An 8,037-nucleotide genomic window follows, 5' to 3' on the forward strand; every position below is an offset into this window, starting at 1 on the left:
AAATCCTTATCTGGTAAGGGATTTAATTGATTAGTTCACTCTAGATCGCAAACAATTGACAAAAATTGCGGTAATGTCTGTCTCTATAAGGGTTTCATTCCTTATAACCCCGTCCATTGCATAAGACAAACCGAAGAACCCATTTTTCTAAAGTAATGGCAGAGATGGTTAATTGCCTTCAACCTCAATCCTTCTCCCAAAAAGGGAGAAAGGAGTAGAATGTCTGCCACGAATAAAGAAAAATGGCATAAGGTGCGTTCCCTGTCGTAGATTAGTTGCTTAGTCGGATTTGCAGCAAGAAACGGCATTGCTGAATCAAGGCATGAATGGCAACTGTACAGGTTCCCGTGCAAAAGTTAGTTTGGCTCTAGGTTTTAAAAATACCAGAAAAGAAGATTCATATCTCAAATCAGCAACGCCGATTTCTCTACACCACTTTTTTATACTAACTATTGATTAGGCGACTTACCATCTCTACCATTCGACATAGGTTTAAATTTTTAATCTCTTCCTGAATTTGATCGATTGAACTTTGAGAATCATCACTACAGTAAGCCAATTGAACTTTCTTTCCCTGCGGATCGGTTAATAGGGTGATCCAGTCTTGATCGCTCGACACCTGATAATCTATATAGATGCCTTGTCTATCTTTGGTGGGAGTGAATTTACATAAATAATAGTTATCCTGTTCACGTTTGTCCGATGCTTGTCTAGCCAACAAGTTTTCGATTAACAAACAATCGGATTCTTTATGTTGCTCGTCGTGAATATAATTTATTTTGCTTAAATCCGCTTTCCTGTAAGTCTTGGAAACATAAGGATAAAGCTCCGCTTTAAAATTATACGGGATAGGTAAAATAATAAATCCTTTCTCCGCTTCCTCTTCGATCGCCTTTCGAGGAATATCGGCATTATAGGGAGTTAATAGGATAGCTTGTAATTTATATTTGAGTTTACTGGTGACATGATCGGCAATTTCTTGTTTTAAAATATCTCTAAAAGTTGTAATTTGTTCGATACCTGTACTCGTGGAATTTTTATTAGTTCCCTTCATCTCGATAATTGTCAGCAGAAGTAAGTCATTCTGAATAAAAAGAGATAAATAATCAGGTCTTTTCTGCTTTTGATTTCTAACGAGAGGATCCTTCTGACGATCAGTTTTAAATAAAATACAAACGGAATCTTTTTCTGGCTTGGTAATCCGAAAGCTGACACCGCTTTCGGGTGGAGCGATCCGATCGGGTACGGTACAGAAAATAAGCAGATTTTCTAAAAAGTTAAATTTCTGCCAATCGAGTTTATTCTTCTTCTGAGGAACATTCTTCTTCGGTTTCTTGGTTTTGTTGTCCTGCTTCATAAATTGCAAAAAACTTTTTTTGAATATCAACTGATACATCGCTGAGAGTATCCCAACGAATACCGTATTCAGGGTCGTGTAAAGAAAGTAATTTATTATTTTTTATTTCATAGGCGCTAACCTGTTCCATTTTAAGAAAACCTCGGCTATCTTGCAGATAAAGCAATTTAGCTTGTTCGGCTAAAAGTTCTGGATTTTGGTGATTACCATTAACGATATTGTTAAGATGAGCCATCAAATAGGGGCTATGAGTCGTCAATAAAATTCTAACTCCTAAATTTACTAAAATCGCTAAAGATTCTAACAATTTTACCTGAGATTCTGGATGTAAGTTCATTTCAGGCTCATCGATCACCAGAAAATCCCCGGATTTTGCTCGATAGCGCAAATAGAGTAAAAGCGGGGCTAATTGTTTAATAGACGAGGAAGCATTATAAAGATCGATCTCTAAACTTCTTTTTACCGAAACTTTAATTTCTCTGCCTCCGAATTTACTCTTTTTAAAGATTGTTTTATTGTTATTTTGAATATACTTTTCAATTTGATCAGCTAATTTTTGAAAATCATTTTTGTTTTTGGCAATGGGATCGGGCTTATTTTCTAGTTCTATGTCAGTTAAAAAATCTAAAAAATCCTCTACTGGTTGAGGATAGCGAATATCTCCCTGTTCTTTCATCAGTAACTCTAACTGCTTATCTCGATTAATAAGTCCTTGTATCAATGGCTCTCGATTAATACGTCCTCGTATCAATCGCTCTCTCTGATTCTCTTTAAGTAGCTTATATCTTCTATTGGCCAGCATTTTATAGGTATTTATAAAAGCGTTTCTTTCGGCGGGTAAAGGAAGTATGTCAGAAAATGAAAATGTTACAACACCAGCAACAAAATCAAGAAGAACCATGTTTTTATAATCATAAATTTCAGCTTCTTTTTCTGGATAAAATAAAATCTCATTATTGTTGTCGCTTCGCTCGATTTTCTTGATTCCAAATGAAGCTAATGACTGGCGATACTCAATTATATGCGCTAAAACTTTTTCTATAGCTGTTTTAATATCATCTTCGGAAATTTCGATACTGAATTTCGTTTTTTCAAAAATCTTGCCGCTAGAATCTTGGAAAAAAGATTGTAGTTTTATCCCGCTAAATTCAGATGCGGACTTTTGAACAATTTCGGATATAACATCATAAAAACGTCGGTCTATTTTTAAAGACCAATGATCGGCTTGATTTGTAAATTCTATTTTTTCTAAAATTTCACTAGAAAAAAAAAGGCCGTCACGATGATTAATCCATAACCCATAAATCGAGTAGGCGATATAAGTTTTATTAGAATTATTCGGGCCAATAATAACGGTTAGAGGCCGAAGATCCACTTCTGCCTCTTTAATACTACCTAAATTCAAGAGTTTGATTTTCATCATAAAAACGAACACTCCGAATACAGACCCTTATTTTACCCGATTCGTACTCGCTTGCGCCGATTCTTTAGTTTTATCTTCAAACGCGACCTTGATCGAGAAACGAATAGCGATCGCTTTCTGAGAAAAGATCGATCGCCAACCGACAATCCAAAACGCTGTCATTACCTTTCTAAAGCAACAAGCTAGTGGTTAGCTGATCACTGAAAGCTCCTTAAATATCTAACCTTTGGTAGATGCTATTAAGATGATTTAGGTGCTGCTGGGGATCAAAGCAACTTTCGATCTCGTCGGGGGATAAAATAGCGGTAACTCGCTCATCTTGACCGATAAAAGCTTTAAAATTGCCGTTATCGGTGTTCCAAGCGCGATGGGCGTTTTCTTGGACGATTTTATAGGCAGATTCCCGGCTAATTCCCTTACTCACTAAAGTTAAAAGAACTCTTTGACTGAAAATCACGCCACCGTAAACATTCATATTTCGCTTCATGTTTTCGGGATACACCAGCAGATTTTTGACTAAATCGGTGATTTCCTTGAGCATAAAGTGGGTCAAAATGCAAACATCCGGCAGCATTACCCGTTCTACGGAACTATGGGAAATATCCCTTTCGTGCCAGAGGGCGATATTTTCTAAAGCGGAAACGCTATGACTACGGATAATTCTCGCCATTCCCGTTAAGCGTTCTGAACGGATGGGATTACGTTTATGGGGCATAGCGGAGGAGCCTTTTTGTCCTTTGGCAAAGTATTCTTCCACTTCTAGGACATCGGTTCTTTGCAGGTTGCGAATCTCCACGGCAAAACGTTCGATCGAAGCCGCCAATAAAGCTAATTGTTGCACATAATCGGCGTGTCGATCGCGGGAGATCACTTGAGTGGAAGCGGTATCCGGTTCTAATCCTAGCTTCTGACAGGTTAACGCCTCAATTTTCGGGTCAATATTGGCATAGGTTCCCACTGCACCAGATATTTTACCGATGGCGATGTCTTGGCGCAAGCGAATTAAACGATCGCGTCCTCGCAGCACTTCCGCTAACCATCCCGCTAGTTTAAAGCCAAAGGTGATCGGTTCGGCGTGAATGCCGTGGGAACGTCCTACCATGACTGTATAACGGTGTTCTTGGGCGCGATAACGCAGGGCTTGGATAAAATCTTCTAATTGTTCTAAAATCAGGTTTAAACTGGCGACTAATTGTAAAGACAGGGCGGTATCTAATACATCAGAACTGGTTAAACCCAAATGAATATAACGTCCCGGCTCGCCCACATATTCGTTAACATTTGTTAAAAAGGCGATGACATCGTGGCGCACTTCTGCTTCTATTTCTAAAATGCGATCGGGATCAAAATTAGCTTTTGCCTTAATTTCTTCTACTGCATCCCCCGGAATATAGCCTAATTCTGCCTGCGCTTCACAGACGGCTATCTCTACCTCTAGCCATGTTTGATATTTATATCTATCCGTCCACAAGTTCCCCATTGCAGGGAGAGTATAACGCTCGATCACTATTAATTCTTCCAAGACAACCGTTTAATTGTATCGGATCGGGGCAAGTCCGGGAATAGGCAGGGGGCAGCGGGGAGTTTTGTTTTCCCCACTCCCTTTTTAGCGGTTAGTGTTTTAGGTTCGATCCCCCCTTAATCCCCCCTTGATAAGGGGGGTGCCGATCCCCCCTTAATCCCCCCTTGATAAGGGGGGTGCCGATCCCCCCTTAATCCCCCCTTGATAAGGGGGGTGCCGATCCCCCCTTAATCCCCCCTTGATAAGGGGGGCATCTAATAGTTTTTAACGCCTACCTACTTATCTTGTTTAATTTAGCTTGAATTGAACCCCTACCCCCTTGCTTCAACCCATGCTCGCATTTTACCCGGATTGTTCAATCCGTAAGGATCGACGAGTTTTTTAAATTCTAGTTGTAGCGGATTAATCTGTCTGCTGCCGCCATCTTCCATGATATAAGTGTGAGGATTGGCAATAGCTGCCCCCTGTTGTTCATAGATAGCAATAATCTCATTTAATCGAGTTTCTGTGGTAAATTCTAGCAAGGGAAGACCGGCGGGAATAACTTTACCCTGAAATTTCAAAAATTCTAGGTGCATCATTATTTCCTCACCAAAATAATTATAGAGTTTCTCCACCGTGGCTAGATTAAAATAAAAAGCCTGTAGATAAGTTATTTTGGGGTTACAACTACGCGCATGGAGAGTGGTATGATTCCAAGTAAATTCTAAGATACTGTTGCCTTTTTGGGTTTCTTCTGGCGTTTTATAGTAGGTAAGTTCACCATTATATTCTTTAATTAAAGATTCTAATGCGACTCGATCGCTGTCCGACACTATTAACAAAACTGCCGCTTTTCCTGTGGGTAAATAATCCTTAAGAGCGATAAAATAAGCAGGAATTGGCCAGGAGTGAACGCTAACCATTTTCTTAACAATGCCATCACTATCACTAAGAGCTTGACCGAATTTAGCGGCGGTGATAAAATCGGCAAAAGTAACGATAAATTCTGCCCAAGGATAACAGGGAGCGAGGGCTATTTCTAACTCGGTAATAATGCCATTTGTTCCGTAGGCATGATTGACTTTTTCTACCTCATCCCCCCGTAGTTCGATAATTTTTGGTTCCGCTTCTAGGGTGACTAACTGCACTGCTTGCAGATTGCCTCTATCCTTCAATTGTCCATAATTAATTGAACCCATGCCCACACTGCCACCCCCGATAAAACCGCCAATTGTCGCCGTCCGATAGGTAGAGGGAGCCATTCTTAATTCCCAACCGATTGCGCGAGCTTGTTTATCAAAAAATGCCATTTTTACTCCCGCTTCTACCCGGGCTGTACCCGGTTTGATCGAGATAATTTTTGTTAGTTTCGTTGTGTCTAAAATTACTCCCCCCCGCAAGGGAACACATTGACCATAATTACCTGTACCCGCACCTCTAACTGTTAAAGGAATTTGGTATTTAACGCAGGTTTTAGCGATGTCAATAACCTCTTGGCTATTCTGGGGACGAATGACTAAATCAGCCCGTTTATCTTGCAGTTGTGCCTCTAAAATGGGACTAAAATGATAATAATCTAAGGAAAGTTTCGCCACTTGCCCCGGATCGGTGATAATTTCTAGATGAGCCAATTCTTGGATGAGATTTTGATAGTTAGATTTCATGGTTAGGTAGGGTTTGCTGAAAAGGTATATTGGTGGGGTTAGGAGACAGGAGACAGGATTCAGGAGACAGGATTCAGGATTCAGGATTCAGGATTCAGGATTCAGGAGACAGGAGACAGGAGATTATTTTTATTTGTTCTCCCCATACCCCAATTCATAATTCATAATTCATAAGTAGGGAGGCACAATTATTTGTAGGATGGGTTAGCGGTAGCGTAACCCATGCGGGCGTTGGGTTTCATGCTTCAACCCAACCTACGTTCATCTTATATTTAATTCCACCCACCTACTTAATTCATAATTCCCTCACTTCCCCCCGCAACGCGCACGAAGTGGTCACCCCACACCCTACACCCCACACCCCACACCCCACACTCTACACCCCACACCCCAATCAGCGATCGCCAGATAAGGAAAAATTAAAAACCGATCCCCTAGGTGATCGGTTTTACTAAGAATTATAAACTTTTATTAACTTTGTTTGCTGAGAAACTGTTGAGCTTGTCTAATAGCGGCAGCGCCGATATTGAAGACAGCCCAGCCACCAGCAATAAACAAAGGGGTTAAAACGATTAACACTCTCCAGTCCATAGATTTCCTTCTCCTCGAGCGGTGCTTAAAAGATTGTTACTTGATTCTCATTTTATATTTATACCCTAATCCGCCCGTTTTGGGAATCCGGTATCAGTACCTTTTCCCCCATGAACGAGGGCAAGTTTAGCATAGCGCTCGGCGTGTTCGATCAACTCTTGAGCCTCCTGTGGCGACACTTCCCGGACGCGTTTAGCGGGAATACCCACCACTAAAGATCGCGGTGGTATATCTTTTGTCACAATACTACCCGCCCCGACAATACTACCCGCCCCGACGCGCACACCATCGAGAATCACTGCCCCAATGCCGATTAAACAACCGCGTTCAATATGGGCTGCGTGAATTACCGCCCGATGCCCGATGGTAACGTAATCTTCAAGGATAGTAATTTTGCCCGGATCTCCGTGTAGGATTGCCCCATCTTGGATATTAGTATAGGACCCAATTTCGATGCGTTCCACGTCGGCACGCAATACCGCCCCATACCAAACACTCACCCCCACAGCTAGGGAAATATCGCCCATTACCGTGGCATTAGGGGCGATAAAAGCCGCTTGACTGACATCGACAATCGGCCAGAAATTAGAAGTTGATCTTAAGTTATCTAAAGACATGGGAGGATCTGCACTAAAGTCGAAAGAGAATACCCGTCCAATTTGGTTGGGTATAATATGGGTAGGATTATTGGTACAAAGATAACAATTTTTAGTTTAGGTTCTCCCATGATCAATGCAAGTTTACAATACCCTGTTTTTGGACCCGATATCCATTGTCCTCACTGTCGGCAGCTAATCCCCGCCCTCACTTTGACGGATACCTATTTGTGTCCGCGCCATGGAGCTTTTGAAGCCGATCCCAAAACGGGTGAGTTGGTTCACTTGCAGTCAGGACGGCATTGGCGACTCTGGAATGGTGAGTGGTATCGTCAACACACTCACCCGGATGGTATTCGTTTTGAGATTCACGAAGCACTCGATCGTCTCTATACTCAAGGATTTAAAGCGACTAAAGTAATTATTGCCAACCGTTATCGCGATTTAGTTAGTTCCTACCTAGAACGTAACACCACTTGGCGCGGTAATGAACTGGGTGAAGCCACTATTCCCCGTCTCTACGGTTTACCAGTAGAATTTAGCCCCGATGCCCCCGATCAACCCTGTTGGGATGTAATTAACTTTGATCTGGAAAAAGAACCGGGGGTTCCCAAACGTTATCCCTATTTTCGTCTTTTTGATTAATCAGTTATCAGTTATCAGTTATCAGTTATCAGTTATCAGTTATCAGTTATCAGTTATCAGTTATCAGTTATCAGTGATCAGTGATCAGTTATCAGTTATCAGTTATCAGTTATCAGTTATCAGTTATCAGTTATCAGTTATCAGTTATCAGTTATCAGTTAAGTAGTCATGCAAAATTAATTACCTGCCCGATCGAGCTAAAACCCTTACGGGGCAATGATCGTCATGTGTAAATAATTTTGCCTAGGTACTTATCA

Annotated in this window: 9 protein-coding genes; 2 read left to right on the forward strand and 7 right to left on the reverse strand. The window is 41.2% G+C overall.

The genetic code is table 11. The features are described from left to right. Positions 1 to 445 precede the first annotated feature (445 nt). From IM509_RS06410 to IM509_RS06440, 7 genes are all read right to left on the reverse strand, one after another. Positions 446 to 1,357 carry a hypothetical protein gene (locus IM509_RS06410; RefSeq protein WP_072925355.1) on the reverse strand — a complete coding sequence of 304 codons (912 nt, stop codon included), beginning with the start codon at positions 1,355 to 1,357 and terminating at the stop codon, positions 446 to 448. Beyond that, complete coding sequence (locus tag IM509_RS06415) at positions 1,299 to 2,780, reverse strand: AAA family ATPase (RefSeq protein ID WP_185237532.1); 1,482 nt, start codon at positions 2,778 to 2,780, stop codon at positions 1,299 to 1,301. The genes IM509_RS06410 and IM509_RS06415 overlap by 59 nt, the downstream gene beginning before the upstream one ends. A gap of 27 nt (positions 2,781 to 2,807) precedes the next feature. Continuing rightward, positions 2,808 to 2,942 carry a hypothetical protein gene (locus tag IM509_RS06420; RefSeq protein ID WP_256378293.1) on the reverse strand — a complete coding sequence of 45 codons (135 nt, stop codon included), beginning with the start codon at positions 2,940 to 2,942 and terminating at the stop codon, positions 2,808 to 2,810. A gap of 49 nt (positions 2,943 to 2,991) precedes the next feature. Continuing rightward, positions 2,992 to 4,287 carry an adenylosuccinate lyase gene (purB, locus tag IM509_RS06425; protein WP_072925413.1) on the reverse strand — a complete coding sequence of 432 codons (1,296 nt, stop codon included), beginning with the start codon at positions 4,285 to 4,287 and terminating at the stop codon, positions 2,992 to 2,994. 326 nt (positions 4,288 to 4,613) lie between these two features. Then, positions 4,614 to 5,948, reverse strand: a complete 1,335-nt coding sequence (locus IM509_RS06430) for an FAD-binding oxidoreductase (RefSeq protein WP_185236889.1) — start codon at positions 5,946 to 5,948, stop codon at positions 4,614 to 4,616. 471 nt (positions 5,949 to 6,419) lie between these two features. Further along, a complete protein-coding gene (locus IM509_RS06435; protein ID WP_039900610.1) occupies positions 6,420 to 6,539 on the reverse strand; it encodes a photosystem II protein Y in 120 nt (39 codons plus the stop codon). Positions 6,540 to 6,604: 65 nt separating this feature from the next. Continuing rightward, entirely contained in the window at positions 6,605 to 7,156 is a 552-nt protein-coding gene (locus tag IM509_RS06440) for a gamma carbonic anhydrase family protein (RefSeq protein ID WP_052277791.1), read from the reverse strand. Between the two features lie 108 nt (positions 7,157 to 7,264). Between IM509_RS06440 and IM509_RS06445 the strand changes: the two genes are divergently transcribed. After that, positions 7,265 to 7,780: a TIGR02652 family protein gene (locus IM509_RS06445; protein ID WP_052278543.1), complete on the forward strand. Its 516-nt coding sequence runs from the start codon at positions 7,265 to 7,267 to the stop codon at positions 7,778 to 7,780. Further along, on the forward strand, positions 7,773 to 7,946 hold the full coding sequence (locus tag IM509_RS06450) for a hypothetical protein (protein WP_287716718.1): 174 nt from the start codon (positions 7,773 to 7,775) through the stop codon (positions 7,944 to 7,946). The genes IM509_RS06445 and IM509_RS06450 overlap by 8 nt, the downstream gene beginning before the upstream one ends. Positions 7,947 to 8,037: the final 91 nt, after the last annotated feature.

The organism is Microcystis sp. M31BS1 (genome assembly GCF_020245285.1).
Classification (GTDB): domain Bacteria; phylum Cyanobacteriota; class Cyanobacteriia; order Cyanobacteriales; family Microcystaceae; genus Microcystis; species Microcystis panniformis.